This window comes from Oxalobacteraceae bacterium OTU3CINTB1 (assembly GCA_024123955.1).
GTDB lineage: Bacteria > Pseudomonadota > Gammaproteobacteria > Burkholderiales > Burkholderiaceae_D > Rugamonas.
Map to the genome: position 1 here is coordinate 1,345,905 of CP099652.1, position 16,361 is coordinate 1,362,265.

The 16,361-nt window shown below is 63.3% G+C and carries 17 protein-coding genes; 11 read left to right on the forward strand and 6 right to left on the reverse strand.

What is annotated here, in order from left to right:
* Positions 1-25: 25 nt before the first annotated feature.
* The 4 genes from accB to NHH73_05765 form a co-directional block, all read right to left on the reverse strand.
* Positions 26-493: an acetyl-CoA carboxylase biotin carboxyl carrier protein gene (gene accB, locus NHH73_05750; GenBank protein USX27792.1), complete on the reverse strand. Its 468-nt coding sequence runs from the start codon at positions 491-493 to the stop codon at positions 26-28.
* A 98-nt stretch (positions 494-591) separates the two neighbouring features.
* Positions 592-1,029 (reverse strand): type II 3-dehydroquinate dehydratase, encoded by a 438-nt coding sequence (aroQ, locus tag NHH73_05755; GenBank protein USX27793.1) that lies wholly within the window; start codon positions 1,027-1,029, stop codon positions 592-594.
* Positions 1,030-1,112: 83 nt separating this feature from the next.
* Complete coding sequence (locus NHH73_05760) at positions 1,113-1,658, reverse strand: TlpA family protein disulfide reductase (GenBank protein USX27794.1); 546 nt, start codon at positions 1,656-1,658, stop codon at positions 1,113-1,115.
* A complete protein-coding gene (locus NHH73_05765; protein ID USX27795.1) occupies positions 1,651-2,298 on the reverse strand; it encodes a hypothetical protein in 648 nt (215 codons plus the stop codon). Before NHH73_05765 ends, NHH73_05760 begins: the two co-directional genes overlap by 8 nt.
* A gap of 124 nt (positions 2,299-2,422) precedes the next feature.
* Between NHH73_05765 and mpl the strand changes: the two genes are divergently transcribed.
* The 10 genes from mpl (at position 2,423) to corA (ending at position 11,671) form a co-directional block, all read left to right on the forward strand.
* Positions 2,423-3,763 (forward strand): UDP-N-acetylmuramate:L-alanyl-gamma-D-glutamyl-meso-diaminopimelate ligase, encoded by a 1,341-nt coding sequence (gene mpl / locus NHH73_05770; GenBank protein ID USX29565.1) that lies wholly within the window; start codon positions 2,423-2,425, stop codon positions 3,761-3,763.
* A complete protein-coding gene (locus NHH73_05775; protein ID USX27796.1) occupies positions 3,760-4,338 on the forward strand; it encodes an esterase in 579 nt (192 codons plus the stop codon). Before mpl ends, NHH73_05775 begins: the two co-directional genes overlap by 4 nt.
* Positions 4,339-4,397: 59 nt before the next feature.
* A complete protein-coding gene (locus NHH73_05780; protein USX27797.1) occupies positions 4,398-4,937 on the forward strand; it encodes a chorismate lyase in 540 nt (179 codons plus the stop codon).
* Between the two features lie 20 nt (positions 4,938-4,957).
* Positions 4,958-7,012: an RNB domain-containing ribonuclease gene (locus tag NHH73_05785; protein USX27798.1), complete on the forward strand. Its 2,055-nt coding sequence runs from the start codon at positions 4,958-4,960 to the stop codon at positions 7,010-7,012.
* Entirely contained in the window at positions 7,009-7,719 is a 711-nt protein-coding gene (locus NHH73_05790; protein ID USX27799.1) for a DUF6445 family protein, read from the forward strand. The genes NHH73_05785 and NHH73_05790 overlap by 4 nt, the downstream gene beginning before the upstream one ends.
* Positions 7,720-7,795: 76 nt before the next feature.
* Positions 7,796-8,683 (forward strand): TonB family protein, encoded by an 888-nt coding sequence (locus tag NHH73_05795; GenBank protein ID USX27800.1) that lies wholly within the window; start codon positions 7,796-7,798, stop codon positions 8,681-8,683.
* A gap of 2 nt (positions 8,684-8,685) precedes the next feature.
* Positions 8,686-9,504: a shikimate dehydrogenase gene (gene aroE / locus NHH73_05800; GenBank protein ID USX29566.1), complete on the forward strand. Its 819-nt coding sequence runs from the start codon at positions 8,686-8,688 to the stop codon at positions 9,502-9,504.
* Positions 9,501-10,211, forward strand: coding sequence for a monofunctional biosynthetic peptidoglycan transglycosylase (mtgA, locus tag NHH73_05805; GenBank protein ID USX27801.1), 711 nt, complete (start codon positions 9,501-9,503; stop codon positions 10,209-10,211). The genes aroE and mtgA overlap by 4 nt, the downstream gene beginning before the upstream one ends.
* A 29-nt stretch (positions 10,212-10,240) precedes the next feature.
* The gene (locus NHH73_05810) at positions 10,241-10,624 is read left to right on the forward strand and encodes a DUF4124 domain-containing protein (protein USX27802.1); all 384 of its coding nucleotides are present in this window, start codon (positions 10,241-10,243) and stop codon (positions 10,622-10,624) included.
* A gap of 81 nt (positions 10,625-10,705) precedes the next feature.
* Entirely contained in the window at positions 10,706-11,671 is a 966-nt protein-coding gene (corA, locus tag NHH73_05815; GenBank protein ID USX27803.1) for a magnesium/cobalt transporter CorA, read from the forward strand.
* Positions 11,672-11,746: 75 nt separating this feature from the next.
* Here corA and NHH73_05820 read toward each other — a convergent pair whose 3' ends face one another.
* Together NHH73_05820 and NHH73_05825 are read right to left on the reverse strand one after the other, a co-directional pair.
* Positions 11,747-13,381, reverse strand: a complete 1,635-nt coding sequence (locus NHH73_05820) for a methyl-accepting chemotaxis protein (GenBank protein USX27804.1) — start codon at positions 13,379-13,381, stop codon at positions 11,747-11,749.
* A 211-nt stretch (positions 13,382-13,592) separates the two neighbouring features.
* The gene (locus NHH73_05825) at positions 13,593-14,333 is read right to left on the reverse strand and encodes an excisionase family DNA-binding protein (GenBank protein ID USX27805.1); all 741 of its coding nucleotides are present in this window, start codon (positions 14,331-14,333) and stop codon (positions 13,593-13,595) included.
* Positions 14,334-14,629: 296 nt separating this feature from the next.
* Here NHH73_05825 and NHH73_05830 point away from each other — a divergent pair, with 296 nt between their 5' ends.
* The gene (locus NHH73_05830) at positions 14,630-16,360 is read left to right on the forward strand and encodes an ABC transporter permease subunit (protein ID USX27806.1); all 1,731 of its coding nucleotides are present in this window, start codon (positions 14,630-14,632) and stop codon (positions 16,358-16,360) included.
* Position 16,361 lies beyond the last annotated feature (1 nt).

Below are 16,361 nucleotides of genomic sequence, written 5' to 3' on the forward strand. Positions count from 1 at the left end.
CCGAAGGGGAGGGCGCGAACCGGACTTAGCCTATCACAAACAGCGGTTGGCCGAATTCGACCGGTTGGCCGTTCTCGACCAGAATCTGGGTGATCGTGCCGGATTTGTCGGCATCGATTTCATTCAACAGTTTCATTGCTTCGATAATGCACAGGGTGTCGCCTTCCTTGACGACGGCGCCCACTTCGACGTACGCGGCCGAACCTGGCGCCGACGAACGATAGAAAGTGCCGACCATCGGCGATTTGACGATGTGGCCGGTTGGCTCGGCGGCGACGGCCGGAGCCGCTGCTGCGGCCGGCGCGGCGGCTGGCGCGGGAGCTGCGTGGTACTGCGGCTGCATGCCTTGCGGCTGCATCATCACCATCTGGTTTTGCGGCAGGGCCGACGATTTGACGATGCGGACTTTGCTCTCGCCTTCGGTCACTTCGAGCTCGGCGATGTCCGACTCCGCGACCAAATCAATCAAGGTCTTCAGCTTGCGTAGATCCATGTAACCCCCGGAATATCTTGTTATGTAAAGTGTGAACGGCCGCGCCTCGTGGGCGAAACCGCGCTTAGTTGCCTAAGTTTGCGCGCAGATCGCGTAGATTAACGCCTTTTAATGGCGAAGTCGATGGCAAACCGATATCCTTCGATACCCAGTCCGCAGATCGTGCCTAGTGCGATCGCGCTCAGGAAAGAATGGTGGCGAAACGACTCGCGCTGGTAAATATTGGAAATATGCACTTCCACAAACGGAATGGACACGCCCGCCAAGGCATCGCGCAGGGCAACGCTGGTATGGGTCAACCCACCCGGATTGATGACGATGGCGTCCACGCCTTCCGTCCTGGCTGCGTGGATGCGGTCGATCAGCGCGCCTTCGTGGTTGCTCTGGAAGCAGGACAGTGTCGCACCGGCCGCCTCGGCCTGCGCCACGGCGGCTTGCTCCACATCGGCCAGCGTACTGGCGCCGTACACCTCCGGCTCGCGGGTGCCCAGTAAATTAAGGTTGGGACCGTTGAGAAGTAGAAGCTTTTTTGCCATGGTTCTAGACCGTTTTCCGCGAAAGTTCCGCATTTTGCCGCCAACTGCTGGCATTGGCAAGAGAAAAAAACGCCTGAATCTTGTTAAAGAGTTTCAAGGTCCTTACGCAGCTCGTCGAATTTCAGGCGGCCCAGATAGGTCTTCTTGACTTGGCCGTCGGCGCCGATCAGCACCGTGTACGGCAGGCCGCCGCCGGTGTTGCCGAACTGCCGCGACAGGTCGGTGCCGCTCGTGCCGGCCACCAGCACCGGGTAGGTGATTTTGTATTTGTCGCTAAAAGCGGCGATATTCGACGGCGAATCAATACCGATGCCGATAACTTGCAGATTCTTACCCGCTTCTCCGGAGGCCAGCTCGGACAGTTCCGGCATCTCCTGCACGCACGGCGCGCACCATGGCGCCCAGAAATTGACCAGCATCGCCTTGCCTTTATATTGGGCCAGCGCGGTCGGCGCGCCTTTGGCGTCCGGCAGCGTTTGCGCGTACAGCGCGCCCACCGGCCCGGTCACGCCGGCTGGCGCGGTGGTGGTGATCGGTGCGGCGTTTTGTTTATTAAAGCCGACCCAGGCGCCGGATGCGGCGAACAGGAGGGCGACGCCGACATAGGCGGCCAGATGTTTTTTATTCATGATCGGGGTTCGGGTTGGGGTTTTCGTCGTGGGTACTACTAACTAATAGCGCGCGCACGGCGGCGATATCGGCGCGCACCAGCTTGTCGCCACGGGTTTTGACCGCGCCGCGCAAATCGTCCAGCTCATATAAAGCGGCGTGGACGCCTTCCTTGTGCCACATGAAGCTGACCGTCTCGACCGGATCGTAGCGCGGGCCTTTGAAGTGCGGCGTTTCGGAGATGTCGATTTGTAAATTACGGTTCAGCAGAAAGATTTCCACTTCCTTGGCGCTGTCGGCGAACAATTGCAGATGGATGTCGTCGTGCGCACCGGCGGTGCCGTTGAGGACGGCGCCGGTCAGGAACGGGTGGAACGCGGCCAGGCCTTCCATGATGTCCACCGCCAGGGTGCGCAGCCGGAACAGGCGCGCCGGCTGGGTGTCCGCATGGAACAGCGATTGGTAGATGCGTACTTCCTCTTCGATCTGCGCGTGGTCCGGCAGCAGGTTCGGCGGCGGTTGCGTGTCGCCGAGGATTTGTTTGGCGGCCTTGCGCTTGGCGGCGTTGTAGTCGGCGCCGTCCTGCGCGATCAGGCGCGCGGCGGCGGCGGCGATCTCGGCGCGGAGCAGCAGGACTTCTTCGATAACATTCGGCGTCATGGACGAGATAATACTCTGAACCGGGAATTCGGCGTCGGCTCAGGTAAAATCGCGTATTCACTTGCGCGGATCGATCCTGTTACACACTATGCATATTCATATTCTCGGTATTTGCGGCACCTTCATGGGCGGCCTGGCGGTCCTGGCGAAAGAGGCGGGCCACCGCGTGACCGGCTGCGACGCCAACGTTTATCCGCCGATGAGCACCCAGCTGGAATCCCAGGGCATAGAACTGATACAGGGCTTCGGCCCGGAACAAACCGCGCTCAATCCCGACCTGTATGTGATCGGCAACGTGGTCTCGCGCGGCAATCCGCTGATCGAAGAGATTCTGAATCGCGGCCTGCCATACGTTTCCGGCCCGCAGTGGATGGGCGAACATATATTAAGGGACCGCTGGGTGCTGGCCGTGGCCGGCACGCACGGCAAGACCACCACCTCGGCCATGCTGACCTGGATACTGGAAGACGCCGGCTACGCGCCCGGTTTCCTGATCGGCGGCGTGCCGCTGAACTTTGGCGTCTCGGCCCGCATGCAAGGCGACAAAGACTCGATCTTCTTCGTCATCGAGGCCGACGAGTACGACACCGCCTTCTTCGACAAGCGCAGCAAGTTCGTCCACTACCACGCCAAGACCGCGATCCTGAACAATCTGGAATACGATCACGCCGACATCTTCCCCGACCTGGGCGCCATCGAGACGCAATTCCATCATCTGGTGCGCACGGTGCCGGGCATCGGCCGCGTCATCTACAACGGCGACGAGGCGTCGCTGCAGCGCGTGCTCAAGCGCGGTTGCTGGAGCGAGAAGGAAAGCTTCGCCGGCAAGGGTGAAACCGACGGCGCCGAATGGGCGATGAACGAATACGATGACGGCAGCTTCGACGTCATTTTCGGCGGTGAAACGGTCGGCAAGGTCGAGTGGAACCTGACCGGCAAGCACAACCGCGCCAACGCGCTGGCCGCGATCGCCGCCGCCCGCCACGTCGGCGTGCCGGTCGCGCAGGCGGCCAAGTCGCTGGCGACGTTCGAGAACGTCAAGCGCCGCATGGAAGTGCGCGGCACCGTCAACGACATCACCGTGTTCGACGACTTCGCCCACCATCCGACCGCGATCGCCACCACCGTCGGCGGCCTGCGCCAGAAGGTGGGCAAAGATACCCGCATCCTGGCCGTGCTCGAACCGCGCTCGAACACGATGAAGCTGGGCGCGATGAAGGATGCGCTGCCGGGCAGCCTGAGCGATGCCGATCTGGTGTTCGGCTTCGGCAGCCAGCAGGCGCTGGGCTGGAGCCTGGGCGACGCGCTGGCGCCGCTGGGCAATATCGCCAGCGCCTACGAGGACATCGACGCGCTGGTCGAAGCCATCGTCAAGGCCGCCCGGCCGGGCGACCAGATCATTGTGATGAGCAACGGCGGCTTCGGCGGCGTGCACAACAAAATCCTGGAAGCGCTGGCGCGATGATTCTTTATCTACACGGATTCCGCTCGTCGCCGCAGTCGATGAAGGGGCGCGTGATCAGCGAGCGCATGGCCGAACTGGGTCTGTCGGACCAGCTGGTCTGCCCGCAACTGCCGGCGTCGCCGAAGCTGGCGATGGAATTGGCGCTCTCTTTAATAGCGGGCGTGCCGGCGGAGGAGTTGAGTATCATCGGCTCCTCGCTGGGCGGCTACTACGCCACCTGGCTGGCGGAGCGCATCGGCTGCCGCGCCGTGTTACTGAATCCGGCCATCGTGCCGTTGCAGGATCTGGACAAGCATGTCGGCGTGACAACGCAATTCCATTCCGACGAGCCGTTCGAGTTCAAGCGTGAATATATCGACGAGTTGCGCGCGCTGGCGATCGATCCGGTCACCCGCCCCGAGCGCTATTTCCTGATCGCCGCCACCGGCGACGAAGTGCTGGACTATCGCGACATGGTCAAGCATTATGCGGGCGCGCGCCAGCACGTGATCGACGGCAGCGACCATGGCATTTCCGAATTTCCCGAGTATGTGGATGCGGTGCTGGCGTTTTGCGGCGTCGAGGCCGGCCGTTGAGGCGGTTGTCGTCGCCCACCCGTGGCGCTTCCCTGCGACAGACCCGATGGCAGCCGCATGTGCTGGGCTTGAACGCGCCGCCGTCGTTGCGTCCGTGGCTGACGGAAGGCGGCTCCTTGACCGCCAGACTGAAGGATCACAGCCAGACTTTCCGCGTGCAGTGCCTGCATCAGCGCGTGGCCCGCTGCCTGTCCGACGAGGCCGCCGTGATCGGCCTGCACCGCCCCGGCCGCGTGTGGGAGAGGGAAGTGCTGCTGCGGTGTGATAATACGCCCGTGGTCTTCGCGCACACGGTGGTGCCGATGTCGGCCACGGCGGCCGATTGGCCTTTATTTAGCGCGCTGGGCGAGCGCTCGCTGGGGACGACCTTGTTTGGTGACCCGCTAGTGCGGCGCGGCGTTTTGGAATTTGCAAGATTGCGGGAAGGGCATCCGTTGGCGCAGCGCGCGGCGGCGGCCCTTTTCCTTCAAAACGAGGCGCCTCCGCAAGAGCGCATATTATATGCACGGCGCTGTTTATATCGGCGCCGTCAGGGTACTCTGCTGGTCACGGAAGTGTTTCTGCCTTCCGTGCTGGCCCTGCGCAGTCATAACGAATAAACAACGAACAGAAGCGAGCAATGAATCTATTTTTCGAAGAATCCGGCGATTTCAAGGTCGGGACCATGATGTCGCAAGCAGGCGAGGCCTATCAGGTGGAGATGGCCAGCGGCAAGCGCAGCAAGGTCAAGATCAAGGACGTGCTGCTGCAGTACGAGAAGCCGTCGCCGACGGATTTGATGGAACAGGCCAAGGCCGTTGCCGCCGAGATCGACCTCGACTTCCTGTGGGAAGTGGCGGGCGAGGAGGAGTTCGGCTTTGCCGAGCTGGGCGCCGAGTACTTCGGCCACGCGCCGCTGCCGGCCGAAGCGGCCGGTCTGATCCTGAGCCTGCACTCCGCGCCGATCTATTTCTACAAGAAGGGCCGTGGCCGCTACAAGGCCGCGCCGGAGCAATCCTTGCGCGCGGCGCAGGCCGGTATCGAGAAAAAGAAACAGCAGGCGCTGGTCCAGGCCCAGTATGTCGAAGAGCTGAAAGCCAACAAGTTGCCGGAAACGATGAAAAACATCGTCATGCAACTGCTGTTCAAGCCGGACAAGAATGCGATCGAATACAAGGCGATGGAAGCGGCTTGCAATGAATTGCACACCAATCCGCAGCGTTTGATGCTGGCCGTCGGCGGCGTGGAGTCGCCGAAGGCGCTGCACATGGCCAAATTCCTGTTCGAGAGCTTCCCGCGCGGCGCCGGTTTCCCGGATGTGCCGGTGCCGGCGGTGCCGACCAAGCTGCCGCTGGCCGACGTCAAGGCGTTCTCGATCGACGACGTCACCACCACCGAGATCGACGACGCGTTTTCGGTCACCAGGCTGGCCGATGGCAACGTCAAGATCGGCATCCACATCGCCGCGCCGGGCCTGGGCATCAAGCCGGACGACGCGGTCGACAAGATGGCGCGCGCGCGCATGTCCACCGTGTACATGCCGGGCGATAAGATCACCATGCTGCCGGATTCGATCGTCGAAGCGTTCACCCTGGCCGAAGGCAAAACCTGCCCGGCGTTGTCGCTGTACGCGACCCTGAACCCGGCCGACTGGTCGGTGATCGCCACCGAGACGCGCGCCGAGATGGTGCCGATCGAAAGCAATCTGCGCCACAACGACCTGGACGATCTGGTCAACGAGGAAACCCTGGCCAGCGGCGAGGGCGAGTACCCCCACAAGGAAGAGCTGGGCCTGATCTGGCAGTGGGCGCAGGTGCTGGAGGCGGCGCGCATGGTCAAGCGCGAAGGCTTCGGCCTCAAGCCGGAACAGAACAACCGCGTCGATTTCAACTTCTACGTCGAGAACGACATCGTCACCGTCAGCCGCCGCAAGCGCGGCGCGCCGCTGGACAAGATCGTCGCCGAGCTGATGATCTTCGCCAACAGCACCTGGGGCAAGCTGATGCACGACCACGGCGTGCCGGGCATCTACCGCAGCCAGGGCCAGGGCGTCGGCGGCTGGGCCGCCAAGATGCAGGTGCGCATGGTGACGCATGCCGCGCCGCACCAGGGCCTCGGTGTCGACCAGTACGCATGGAGCACGTCGCCATTGCGCCGCTATACCGATCTGGTCAATCAGTGGCAAATCCTCGCGTGCGCCGAGCACGGCGTGACGGCGCCGCTGGTGGCGCCGTTCAAGCCGAAGGATTCGGCGCTGTTCGCCATCGTGTCGCAGTTCGACGCGGCCTACGCGGCCTACGGCGACCACCAGTCGAACATGGAACGCTACTGGTGCCTGCGCTGGCTGGGCCAGGAAAACGCCCGCCAGGTCGAAGCGGTCGTGCTCAAGGACGAGGTGTTGCGCCTGGTCGATATTCCACTGATCATCCGTCTGCCGGGCATGCCGTCGGTGGCGCGCGGCGCGCAGGTCAAGATCGACATCCTGCGCTGGGACGAGGTCGACCTGTCGATCGAAGCGCGCATCCTGGAAATTCCGACCACCGACGCGGTGGCCGCCGATGCCGAGCTGGACTACGAGGAAGAGGAGGCGATTCCTGCCGCCGACGCCAACGATCCCGAAGCCGCCGAGGAAAACACGGCCGAAGCGAGCGCGGCAGCGGAAGAGGCGACAGCGAGCGAGCCGCCGGCCGCATGATGTTCAATCCGCGCGCCAAGATCAGCGTCGTACCCTTGTACGGCGACGAAACCCTGGTCATCGTCGACGATTTGCTGCTGGAACCGCGCAAGATGATCGAACTGGCCAGCCGCTCGCGCGCGGAATTCAGCGATGCCGACCACAACTACTTTCCCGGCCCCGAACTGAACCTGACGCCGGAGATGACCCAGGCCTTCGACCAGTTCGTGGTCCAGCATGTGCGCAAGCTGCTCGGCGCGCGCCGCACCACGATGCTGGCAACGCGGCTGGCATTGGCCACGCTGCAGCCGCCGCAGTTGCGCAATTTGCAGCGCGTCTGCCACTTCGACACCGTGCCCCAGCCCAACCGGGCGGGCACCGGCGCCATGGTGCTGTATCTGTTCGAGGACCCGCGCCTGGGCGGCACCGGCTTCTTCCGGCAAACCTGTTCGGATGCCGAGTTCGAGCACATGGTGTTGCAAGCGGACGTGCTGGATCGCCAGGCATTTACCGCGCTGACCGGCGCCGGCGACGGCTACGCGGTGGACTCGGACCGTTACTTTGAGAAGGTCTACACCGCGCAGCCGGCTTTCAACCGCGCCATCTTCTACCACGGCACGGTGCTGCACAGCGCCGACATCCACAGTCCCGCGCTGCTGCGCGACGACGTGCATACGGGGCGGCTGACCGTCAACGCCTTCTTCAACTTGCGCCGCAACGCCGCCTGATGAGGGTGGTAAATCGGTTAAAATCAGCCACCGCCCTGGCCCACCGCCTTGAACCGACGAAACTGAAGCCCGCCGCGTGAAATCCTTCAAAGAAAACCGCTTCCTGTACATCGCCATCGGCATCTCGGTGGTTGCGCACGCCGCCATGCTCGCTGTGCGCTTTGTCGCCCCGGCGCCGGCGCCGGTCAAACCCACCGATCCCGGCCTGGAAGTCATCCTGGTCAACGCCAAGCACAGCAAAGCTCCGCTGAAGGCCGAGGCGCTGGCCCAAGCCAACCTGGACGGCGGCGGCAACGTCGACAAAGGCCGTTCGAAATCGCCGCTGCCGGACATGCGCAAGACCGAAGACGGCGAAAGCATCAAAGCCTCCAAGCGCCGCATCGCCGAGCTCGAAGAACGACAGCGCAACCTGCTGACGCGCGTCGCCAAGCCCGATCCGTTCAACGCGCCGCCGGTGACCGAAAAGACCGCGCCCGATCCGCTGCCGAGCGGCGCCGACCTGCTCGACTCGAGCAAGGCGATCGCCCGCCGCGCCGCCGAGATCAGCGAAACCATCGAAGACCAGAACAAGCGGCCGAAGAAAACCTTCATCACGCCGAGCACGCGCGGGGTTGGCTACGCGATGTACTACAAATCGCTGCAAAAGCGGATCGAAGATATCGGTACGCTGAACTTCCCCCAGAAGAACGGCCGCAAGCTGTATGGCCAGCTGGTGTTGTCGATCCCGGTTTTCCAGGACGGCACGATTTACGACAAGGAAGGCGGCATCAAGGTCGACCGCAGCTCCGGCAACGCCGCGCTGGACGACGCCGCCATCAACATCGTGCGCCGCGCGGCGCCGTTCGGCAAATTCCCGCCGAACATGCTGTCGGCCGACAAAGACGATCTGTGGGTGATCGTCACGACATTCAAATTTACCCGCGACGATAAACTACAAGCCGACATGAGCGGCGGAGGACGATGACGATGGATCGCTATTGCGTGTTCGGCAACCCGATTGCCCACAGCAAATCGCCCGAGATACATGCCGCCTACGCGGCGCAGACCGGTCAAGATCTGCACTACGAAAAACGGCTGGCGCCGCTGGACGGCTTTGCCGCCGCGGTGCACGCCTTTATCGCCGAAGGCGGCAAAGGCGCCAACGTTACCGTGCCGTTCAAGCTGGAGGCGGTCAAGATCGCCAACGCGCTGACGATACGCGCGCAGGCGGCCGGCGCCGTCAACACCTTGCACTTCACAGAGGACGGCATCATTGGCGACAATACCGACGGCGCCGGCCTGGTGTCGGACATCGTCGGCAACGCCGGGGTGGCGATCACCGGCAAGCGCGTACTGTTGCTGGGCGCGGGCGGCGCGGCGCGCGGCGTCGTGCTGCCGATCCTGGAGCATCGTCCGGCCCAGCTGGTCATCGCCAACCGCACCGTAGCCACGGCCGTGGCGCTGGCGGAACAGTTCGCCGCGCTGGGCGGCGAGGGCGTGGTGTCGGGCTGCGGTTTCGCCGACATCGACGGCCGCTTCGACATCGTCATCAACGCCACCGCCGCCAGCCTGAGCGCCGAAGTGCCGCCGATATCGCCGTCGGTGTTCGCGCCGGGTTCGCTGGCTTTCGACATGATGTATTCAAAGTCCCCCACCGTATTTTTGCAGTTTGCCGCCCAACACGGCGCACGGCTGCGTGACGGCCTGGGCATGCTGGTGGAGCAGGCGGCCGAGGCGTTCAGCGTCTGGCGCGGCGTGCATCCGGCCACTGGCGACGTGCTGCAACGTCTGCGCGACCAGCTATGAGCGCCGCCAAGGGTGGTCGCAAGTTCGCTTGGTTGAAGTGGATCTTCATCCTGCCGGTGCTGCTGTTCGTGGCGGTGCAGCTGTATTTTTTCCTGCAGATCTGGTGGTGGGTCGACCACAATCCGTCGCGCACCAGCTTCATGCGCCAGCAGGAGTCGGCGTTGAGGGAAAAGAATCCCAACGCCGAGATCAAGCAGGTCTGGGTGCCGTACAACCGCATCTCCAAGAATCTGAAACGCGCCATCATCGCCTCGGAAGACGCCAACTTCTCCGAGCACCAGGGCGTGGACTGGGAGGCGCTGCAAAAAGCCTACGAGAAAAACACCAAGAAGAGCAAGGTGGTGGCGGGCGGCTCGACCATCACGCAGCAGCTGGCGAAGAACCTGTTCCTGTCCGGCTCGCGCAGCTACCTGCGCAAGGGCCAGGAGCTGATCATCACCTATATGCTGGAAACGTTGATGGAAAAAGAGCGCATCTTCGAGATCTACCTTAACGTGGTGGAGTTCGGCAGGGGGATCTTCGGCGCCGAGGCGGCCGCGCAGCATTATTACCGCGTGAGCGCGGCCAACCTGGGCGCGTCGCAAGCGGCCAAGCTGGCGGTGATGCTGCCGAATCCGCGCTTCTACGACACGCACCGCGACTCCGGCTATCTGGCGCGGCGCACCGGCGTCATCCTGCGCCGCATGGGATCGGCGGAGCTGCCGTAGGGAGCGTTGGCCCCATCTGGAGGTATCGTATGCAAAAACGGCAAAGCGGTTTTGGGTTGATCCAGGTGGCCATCATCATGGCCGCGCTGGCGGCGGTGGCGATGGCGTTCCTGATGTCGGCGCGCCACGAGCGTAATTTCTTCACCGAGGGTTTGGCCCGGCTGACCGGCAAACCGCCAGCGCCGCCGGGTTCGGCCAACGCCGACGCCGCCCCCTCCGCGCCGGCCGGCGTGCTGCGCAAATGCGTCATCGACGGCAAAACCGTGCTGTCCGATGTCGACTGCAAGGACGGCAAAGTGGTCAAATCCATCGACACGCGCGGCATCGAGGCGCCGAAACCGCCCAAGCCGGACCCGGCCGAGGCCGCCCCGCAGTCGGCAACCGATAAAATGATCGAAAAAGCGACCCGCTAGGGCGAAAAACCGCGTCGCAGGCTGGCCTCGGCGGGGGCTTTGCGGGTACACTTGCGCTGTTTCCAGAAGGCTCGCGTACCCATGATCAATGTTTTCGTTCTCCAGAATGGCCGACTCAACCAGGTGCCCATCGACAGCCGCTCGGACCTGGAACAGGTTGAGCCGGTATGGGTCGACCTGACCGACCCGACGGACGACGAACGCGCATGGGTCAAGGCCATCTACGGCGTGACCTTGCCGGGCGAGGACGAAGTCAAGGACATCGAGGCGTCGGCCCGCTATTACGAAGCGGAAAACGGCGACTTGCACCTGCGCACCGACTTCCTGCTGGAAGAAGAGGACGGCCCGTCGCGCATCGTCACCGTCGCCTTCATCCTGGCGCGCAAGATGCTGTTCTCGGTCCACACCGACGACTTGCCGGTGTTCCGCCTGGTGCGCATGCGCGCCCGCTCGCGGCCCGGTTCCATCGCCGACTACATGGACGTGCTGCTCGACCTGTACGCGACCGACGCCGAATATTCGGCCGACGCGCTCGAAGGCATCTATCAGAATCTGGAAGAGGTCAGCGGCCGCGTGCTGCAAGAACAGTTCACCGACCAGGACGCGGCCGCCGCGCTGAACTCCATCGCCCACGAGGAAGACTTGAACGGCCGCATCCGCCGCAACATGATGGATACGCGGCGCGCCGTCAGTTTTTTGATGCGCGGACGCTTGCTCAATTCCGAGCAGTTCGAAGAGGCGCGCCAGATTCTGCGCGATATCGAATCGCTGGACGGCCACACGTCCTTCCTGTTCGACAAGATCAACTTCCTGATGGACGCCACGGTCGGCTTCATCAACATTAACCAGAACAAGATCATCAAGATTTTCTCGGTGGCCAGCGTGGCCTTCCTGCCGCCGACCCTGATCGCGTCGATCTACGGCATGAACTTCAAATGGCTGCCGGAACTGGAATGGTCGTTCGGCTATCCGTTCGCCATCGTGCTGATGGTCACCAGCGCCATCGCGCCGTTCTGGTACTTCCGCCGGCGCGGCTGGTTGAAGTAACTTCCCGAGGCGCGCGCCGTCACGTTGACGGCGCTAGCGCTCACCTCGTGTCCGAATGACAGACTTGACCCCGGGTTAGCCGCGCGCCAGGCGCAGGCTTGGACGGGCGCTTGCCTTGCTGGTTTGGGCGCGTGGCTGGGCCACGGCGACGTGGCCGCGATCGCCTTCGAGCTTGAACTGGCCGACCAGGCCGTGCAGGCTGGCCGCCTGCTCTTGCAATTCCTGGGCGGCGGCGGACGCTTCTTCGACCAGCGCGGTGTTTTGCTGCGTCATGCCGTCCATCTCGCCAATCGCGCTGCTCACTTCAGCGATGCCGTGGCTTTGCTCGGCGCTGGCGACGCTGATTTCGCCCATGATCTCCGTTACGCGCTTGACGCTGTCGACCACCGCGTGCATCGTCGTGCCTGCCTTGAGCACCAGTTCCGACCCGGTGCCGACCTTGGTGACGGAGTCGTCGATCAGCGCCTTGATTTCCTTGGCGGCGGCGGCCGAGCGCTGGGCCAGGTTGCGCACCTCGGTGGCCACCACGGCAAAGCCGCGGCCCTGTTCACCGGCGCGGGCCGCCTCGACGGCCGCGTTCAGCGCCAGGATGTTGGTCTGGAAGGCGATGCCGTCGATGACGGAAATGATGTCGACGATCTTCTTCGACGATTCGTTGATCGAGCCCATCGTGTCGGTCACTTGCTGCATGACTTCGCCGCCTTGCTCGGAGACCGACGAGGCGGTCTGGGCGAGGGTATTGGCTTGCCGGGCATTGTCGGCGTTCTGTTTCACGGTCGAGGTCAGTTCTTCCATCGCGGTGGCGACTTTTTCCAGCGACGATGCTTGCGTGGCGGTGCGGGACGACAGGTCTTCATTGCCGTGGGCGATCTCGGACGAGGCGCTGGCGATCGCGTCCGTACCCTGGCGCACCTGGCCGACGATGGACGCCAGGCTGTCACGCATGGTCTTGATGGCGTAAATCAGGCTGTGGTGGTCGCCGTCCTTGACGTTGACGTTGACGGCCAGGTCGCCCTCGGCGATCTGGATCGCGATCTCGGCGGCGTAGGCCGGCTCGCCGCCCAGTTGCTTGAGCAGCACGCGTTTGATCAGGCTGGCGATGAGCACGCTCAGGACGAAGGCGGCGATGGTCAGCGCGATGGTCCAGCTGCGCGCGGTGGCGGCGCTGGCTTCGGACTCGTCGCTGGCGGCGGCCGCTTCCTTTTGCTCCTGGGTCATCAGCACCGCCATGTCGGCGACGATCTGGCGGCGCAATGGGCTGCAATCGTTGACCAGGAAGGTGCCGAATGCTTCCATCTGCTTGGCTTCGCGCAGTTTGCGCGGCTGCTTCAGCGCGTCGGCCATCGTCAGCAGGCCGGTTTTGACTTTGTTGAACTGGGCGTCGCCGGCGAAGGCCGGGGTCATTTTTTCCACGGCGGCAAGATAGATGGCCTTCTGTTCGTCGACGATGGCCAGTTCCTTGGCCGCCTGCGCGTCGTCGTTGAAAATAAAAGCGTTGCGCGCGGCCAGGCCGGTTTGCGCCAGCGCTTCGCGGGCTACGTATAGCGGCGCCAGGCGGTCGTCGTTGATTTGGTTTTGCTTCTTGAAGGCCGCGCCGATAGACGACACGCCAAGGATGGAGACGGCGGCGAGGATCAGCATGAAGGCGGTCAGCATGCCAAAGCCCAAGCTTAGTTGGGTACCGATTTTGAGTTTCCTAAATGCGTTCATAATATTTTTTTCCCGGACATGTTGATTGTTTCCACAAAATCCGGCGTATGCCTGGTGAGGGAAACAGAACCGCAAAGCGGCGACAATGACGTTTTATTGGCTGTCGCGAGAGTTGGGCGAGGCCGGATGGATGCATAACTACTGATTTGCCAAATTACTTAACTTTTGAACGCGCCGGCAGGGGTGGGGGCGGCGCGTGTTGATGCTATTCTTAGCGCGGAACGCGGCGCTGAATTTCTTCCGATGCCAGCGCCGCCAGTTCGCGCAGCGAGCGCACTTCGCGGTCCCTGAGTTTGCGCGGCTCCCGATCCAGGATGCACAAGGTGCCTAGTGGATGGTTGCCGCTGTCGAGCAGGGGAAAGGCGGCGTAAAAACGAATATGGGGTTCGCCGATGACCAGCGGATTGTCCTGGAAGCGTGGATCGCGGGTGGCGTCCTCCACAGTGAACAGGCCGTTTTGCAAGATCGCGTGGCTGCAGAAAGCCCAGTCGCGCGGCGTCTCGCTCGCGTCGATGCCGATGCGCGATTTGAACCACTGGCGGCGCGAGGTCAGCAAACTGATCAGCGCCATCGGCGAGTCGGTGACCTGGCTCGCCAGCCACGTCAGGCGGTCGAACACCGACTCCGGCGGCGTGTCGATCAGCCGCGCGGCGTCGAGCGCCAGCAGGCGTTCGGCTTCGTCGTGCGCGACCGGGTACAGCGGCGCGGCGGCGGGCAGGAATTCGACTCCGCTGGCGGCCTTGGGCTTGGCGGCCCCGGCCGGCGCGATATCGCCGTTGCGCTGCTCCATCAGGCGGCGCACCGCGCTCAGGCGCACACGGCGGTGGCCGCCGGGCGTCTTCCACGATGGAATCGCGCCGTTTTCTATCCATAGCTGGGCCGTGCTGACGGCGACGCCGAGCAACTCGGCGGTGGCGCGCGTGGTCAGGACGGAGTCTTTGCTATGGGGCATGGTTCACTTTCTTGTTTGGGTGGTTCAACACATCTTGGATGGGATTGTACATAATTTCCATGTGGAAACACAAGAAAATGATGAAAATGATGATTGAGTTGTCGTAGTGCAACGGAATATTGCCAGATTATGACGATCCACGGTCGGGTGCATCTCGGTGCACTCAGATTCGTCATTTATGAAATTTCCGTGTTCTGAAAAATGGCCCAGCGCTTCATGAACTTTCATAACCGTAATAGAGCTGACACCTGTTTCCTTTAAAATGGCCGCCAGTCACACTCTACCGGCCATAAGTCATGAACAAGAAACGCCAATTTTTCCCCCGCCAGGTGGTCGAGGCCGGCGGCAACCGCTGGGACTGGGCGCTGCTGCCCATCGTGCTGGCCGTGTTCGTGCTGCTGGCCTACGGCGGCCAGCAGATGGCGCGGCCCTACGAGCTTGGCCAGGCGCTGCCGCTGTCGCTCGATCCGGTCAACCTGCCTTACTATCTGCTGCGCACCACCTTGCGCATGTTTATCGCGTTGGGCGCGTCCGTGGTCTTCGCCTGCGTGTTCGCCGCGCTCACCACCAAATACAAGCTGGCCGAGAAGGTGCTGGTGCCGCTGCTCGACATCCTGCAGTCGATCCCCATCCTCGGCTTCCTGTCGATCACGGTGACGGCCTTCATCGCGCTGTTCCCCGGCAACCTGCTGGGCGTGGAATGCGCGGCGATCTTTGCCATCTTCACGTCGCAGGCGTGGAACATGGCCTTCTCCGCCTACCAGGGCTTCCGCAACGTGCCGGCCGAGTTGTCGGAGGCTGCCAGCGTGTCCCAGCTGTCGGGCTGGCAGCGCTTCTGGCGCCTGGAGCTGCCGTTCGCCATGCCCGGCCTGTTGTGGAACATGATGATGTCGATGTCCGGCGGCTGGTTCTTCGTGGTGGCGTCGGAGGCGATCTCGGTCTCCAACCAGAATATCAAGCTGCCCGGCATCGGCTCTTACATCGCGCTGGCGATCGAGCGCAGCGACCTTGGCGCGATGGGTTGGGCGGTGTTCGCCATGCTGATCGCGGTGCTGATGTACGACCAGCTGTTCTTCCGGCCCTTGCTGGCGTGGGCCGACAAGTTCCGCTTCGAGGAAACCGGCGGCGACACGGCGCAGCAATCGTGGCTGCTTACGTGGCTGCGCCGCACCGAGCGCACGCAGGCGCTGGTGGCGTGGTGCGGCGAGCTGCTGTCGCGCTCCATCGCGCTGTTCCGCCTCGGGCACGACGGCACCTCGATCCGCGCCCGCCGCCACACGCAGGCGCGCGGCGCCCAGCGGGTGTGGGACGCGATCATCGCCGCCGTGGTGTTCTACGCCTTGTGGACCCTGGGGCATTTCATCAGCACGGAGGTTGGCTGGAGCGAGGTCGGACACGTGTTCGTGCTGGGGCTTTACACCTTGCTGCGCGTGGTGCTGCTGCTGGCGCTGGCGGCGGTGATCTGGGTGCCGGTCGGCGTCTGGATCGGCATGAACCCGCGCTGGGCCTCGCGCACCCAGGCGGTGGCGCAGTTCCTGGCCGCGTTCCCGGCCAACCTGGTGTTCCCGGTGGCGGTCATCCTGATCATGCGCTTCAACCTGAATCCGGACATCTGGCTGTCGCCGCTGATGATCCTCGGCACCCAGTGGTACCTGCTGTTTAATGTGATCGCCGGCGCCTCGACGATACCGACCGAGCTGCGTCACGCGGCGCAGAACTTCGGCCTGACCGGTTGGCTCAAATGGCGGCGCTATCTGCTGCCGGCCATCTTCCCCAGCTTCGTCACCGGCGCCATCACGGCGTCGGGCGGCTCGTGGAACGCCAGCATCGTGGCCGAATACGTCAGTTGGGGCAGCACCACCGTCAAGGCGCATGGACTGGGCAGCTACATCGCCGAGATGACCGCCACCGGCGACTTTCCGCGCATCGCGCTGGGCATCGGCGTGATGTGCATCTTCGTCATGGGCTTCAACCACTTCGTCTGGCGCCGTTTGTACACGCTGGCCGAGAGCCGGCTGCATTTTTAGT

What these genes read in the sequence shown, in the direction of transcription:
- accB (USX27792.1), bottom strand. Translation starts at nt 493, where the DNA reads ATGGATCTACGCAAGCTGAAGACCTTGATTGATTTGGTCGCGGAGTCG.
- aroQ (USX27793.1), bottom strand. Translation starts at nt 1,029, where the DNA reads ATGGCAAAAAAGCTTCTACTTCTCAACGGTCCCAACCTTAATTTACTG.
- NHH73_05760 (USX27794.1), bottom strand. Translation starts at nt 1,658, where the DNA reads ATGAATAAAAAACATCTGGCCGCCTATGTCGGCGTCGCCCTCCTGTTC.
- NHH73_05765 (USX27795.1), bottom strand. Translation starts at nt 2,298, where the DNA reads ATGACGCCGAATGTTATCGAAGAAGTCCTGCTGCTCCGCGCCGAGATC.
- mpl (USX29565.1), top strand. Translation starts at nt 2,423, where the DNA reads ATGGGCGGCCTGGCGGTCCTGGCGAAAGAGGCGGGCCACCGCGTGACC.
- NHH73_05775 (USX27796.1), top strand. Translation starts at nt 3,760, where the DNA reads ATGATTCTTTATCTACACGGATTCCGCTCGTCGCCGCAGTCGATGAAG.
- NHH73_05785 (USX27798.1), top strand. Translation starts at nt 4,958, where the DNA reads ATGAATCTATTTTTCGAAGAATCCGGCGATTTCAAGGTCGGGACCATG.
- NHH73_05790 (USX27799.1), top strand. Translation starts at nt 7,009, where the DNA reads ATGATGTTCAATCCGCGCGCCAAGATCAGCGTCGTACCCTTGTACGGC.
- aroE (USX29566.1), top strand. Translation starts at nt 8,686, where the DNA reads ATGGATCGCTATTGCGTGTTCGGCAACCCGATTGCCCACAGCAAATCG.
- mtgA (USX27801.1), top strand. Translation starts at nt 9,501, where the DNA reads ATGAGCGCCGCCAAGGGTGGTCGCAAGTTCGCTTGGTTGAAGTGGATC.
- NHH73_05810 (USX27802.1), top strand. Translation starts at nt 10,241, where the DNA reads ATGCAAAAACGGCAAAGCGGTTTTGGGTTGATCCAGGTGGCCATCATC.
- corA (USX27803.1), top strand. Translation starts at nt 10,706, where the DNA reads ATGATCAATGTTTTCGTTCTCCAGAATGGCCGACTCAACCAGGTGCCC.
- NHH73_05820 (USX27804.1), bottom strand. Translation starts at nt 13,381, where the DNA reads ATGAACGCATTTAGGAAACTCAAAATCGGTACCCAACTAAGCTTGGGC.
- NHH73_05825 (USX27805.1), bottom strand. Translation starts at nt 14,333, where the DNA reads ATGCCCCATAGCAAAGACTCCGTCCTGACCACGCGCGCCACCGCCGAG.
- NHH73_05830 (USX27806.1), top strand. Translation starts at nt 14,630, where the DNA reads ATGAACAAGAAACGCCAATTTTTCCCCCGCCAGGTGGTCGAGGCCGGC.